General features: G+C 48.7%; 3 protein-coding genes and 1 pseudogene. 3 read left to right on the top strand and 1 reads right to left on the bottom strand.

Features of this window, described 5'->3' with window-relative positions; genetic code table 11:
* Both AACS24_RS16030 and AACS24_RS16025 read left to right on the top strand, forming a co-directional pair.
* Window positions 1-192 (top strand): hypothetical protein (locus AACS24_RS16030; RefSeq protein WP_219927732.1); only part of this gene is annotated, 192 nt, incomplete at its 5' end.
* 215 nt (window positions 193-407) lie between these two features.
* Window positions 408-1448 (top strand): IS481 family transposase, encoded by a 1041-nt coding sequence (locus AACS24_RS16025; RefSeq protein ID WP_108571303.1) that lies wholly within the window; start codon window positions 408-410, stop codon window positions 1446-1448.
* A gap of 47 nt (window positions 1449-1495) precedes the next feature.
* Here the strand turns inward: AACS24_RS16025 and AACS24_RS16020 are convergent.
* Window positions 1496-1993 (bottom strand): annotated as a pseudogene (locus AACS24_RS16020) (ISAs1 family transposase); the annotation flags it as partial.
* A 308-nt stretch (window positions 1994-2301) separates the two neighbouring features.
* Here AACS24_RS16020 and AACS24_RS16015 point away from each other — a divergent pair.
* On the top strand, window positions 2302-2482 hold a 181-nt coding region (locus tag AACS24_RS16015), incomplete at its 3' end, for a hypothetical protein (RefSeq protein ID WP_219927731.1).

The raw sequence follows: 2482 nt of genomic DNA, 5'->3' as shown, positions 1-2482 counted from the left end.
ATATATCTCATCAATAATGGTGCTGGTGTTAGTTTTATGCCAAGGTATGACTATGATGATATTGATATAGGGAAAAACCTTATCTATATTGAAAAACCCTTTGAATCGATAGTTTCTTTTCAGCGAAACATTTATTTCAAAACTGATAGATTCAGTGAGTTAATGGACATTTGCTCGATATTAAGTGAGTAATTATATTTTTTATTATGTAATTGAGTGGTCATCTGATGGCCACGCTCGATAATCTGAGCCGCAATGGCTGTCTGGCAGACTATCGCATCAATCGATATCAGGCAATCTGTATGGAGATCGTATTCACCTGACAGTTGCCCACAAAAGGGAGTGGTCATACGGCTTCAAACCGGATAACAAAACGGTACCCCTACCGTGTTATCTAGAGTCACCGTATGACCACCAACGAGAAAGTAGTACGTCGTAAACTCAGCCTGCTAGAGATCGCCAAAGAGCTCAATAACGTCAGCAAAGCCTGCAAGCTCATCGGCTACAGTCGTCAGCCGTTCTACGAAATTCGCCGTAATTACCAGACCTATGGCGCCGAAGGCTTGCTCGACAAATTGCCCGGCTGTGAAGGGGCCCATCCCAACCGGGTCGCGCCCGGAATTGAGCAGGCCATCCTCGATGACTCCCTCACCAGACCAACTCATGGCTCGCTGCGGGTCGCCCAAGAACTGGCTCTGCAAGGTATCAACGTCAGTGCCGGTGGAGTGCGTGGCGTGTGGCAACGTCACGACTTGCTCTCCAAACACGACCGCTTGTTGCGCCTCGAGAAAACGCACCGGGAGCAGACCATTGAGCTCAATGACGAACAGATTCGCCTGTTAGAGCGTTTCAGCCCCGAGTTCCGTGAACGCCAGATTGAGGTCCACTACACCGGAGAGCTGGTGTCAGTCGACACCTTCTTCGTCGGCGCGCTCAAGGGGGTTGGCAAGGTGTATCTGCAAACCGTACTGGACTGCTACAGTCGCCACGCTTGGGGACGGCTCTACACCAGCAAGCTGCCGGTGACCTCGGTCCATGTGCTCAACGAAACGGTACTGTCGTTCTTCGAAGCCCACGAGGCACGGGTCTATACCATCCTGTCGGACAACGGGCGCGAGTTCTGTGGACGCCCTGACCATCATCCCTACGAGCTGTTCCTGCAACTGGAGGGCATTGAGCACCGGACAACCAAGGTGCGCAGGCCGCAGAGCAACGGCTTTATCGAGCGACTACATCTAACATTGCTGGATGAATACTTCCGTATCAAGGGGAGAACGACCTGGTATGAGTCGGTAGAGCAGATGCAGACAGACCTGGATAGCAACCTGGAACACTACAACACCCAGCGGCCACATCAGGGCAGGATGATGGAGGGACAAACCCCCTACAGCATGTTCAAGAAGGGTCTGAAATTGATACCGAAGGAAGTGCGCTCTAAAGTAGCGTAAACAAGACACCGGTTTGAGGCCGGTGTCAGGTGATAACTAGATCTGTACAGGCAATCATTGATATCCAACAACGACAACAACGGCGGGATTGCGCTTGATCTCATTAGATTGGGCATCGGTTTTCACCTGGCCTAGCACGACACCATTGGCACAGGCAAAAGCACTATAGCTGAAGCCCTGTCATCACGATTATAGGAGCCTCGCAATACCTGTCCGTCCAAGGCGATCACTGCACCTTTACTACGTTGGCTAACCGATGTCATCCAACTAAGAAAGCAATGCTGAAACTGCAATGGGTCGAGCCGGGAAATGACGCGGGCAATAGTGTCATCAACCGGCATTCCATTGAGGAAGAGCTGGCGCTTTTGGAATCAGTTCGGGTTGGCACCGAGCGAGTCCTCTATGTCCTGCAATCCTTCAGCGTCGCCAATAACAGCACAGAGCGTCAGAAACAACACATCAAATAAGGGATAAGCAACTTTGGCAGTAGTTTGCCTTGGATCTCGGAGCTCGGCAAAGTGCTCAGAGAAGGCGTCGATGGACATGAAGTGGCTTCCCGAAAAGAGAGCATAAGATCACAGCCCGGGACGTCGGTCAAACCCTATCGTTCGCTCAAAAAGCGTTCGCGAACTCGCCCTGATATTCCAGTCAGTTTACAGCAATTGAGTTAATCACTTAGAACTGCGGTGGCACAGCGAAGGTGTATTCCTATTAGGAACGTAGGCACGGTTATTTAGCCTTTTGTCTATTTTAACATGAGTTATTTTCATGATGTGTGAATTTTAAATCACAGTAAATCCTATCAATATGCGATATAGTGACCACATACAAAATCAACTTAAAAAATATATTTATGAACAATGTGAAAGATTACCTAGCGCAACCTGACCTGCCTCAAATAAAAAATGGAAATGAAATAAACATCCATGAGATTGATATCGCAGGAGGCGTATTTGTAAGAATTGCTCCATATCAAACCATGGCGATCGGTGATTATATTACAGTCACATGGGATAATGACCTTGTCAAAGAAC

This window comes from Aeromonas sp. HMWF016, assembly GCF_963878195.1.
Taxonomy (GTDB): Bacteria; Pseudomonadota; Gammaproteobacteria; order Enterobacterales; family Aeromonadaceae; genus Aeromonas; species Aeromonas lacus.
Note: the sequence above shows the minus strand (reverse complement) of the source record. Positions and strands in the feature narration are given on the sequence as shown.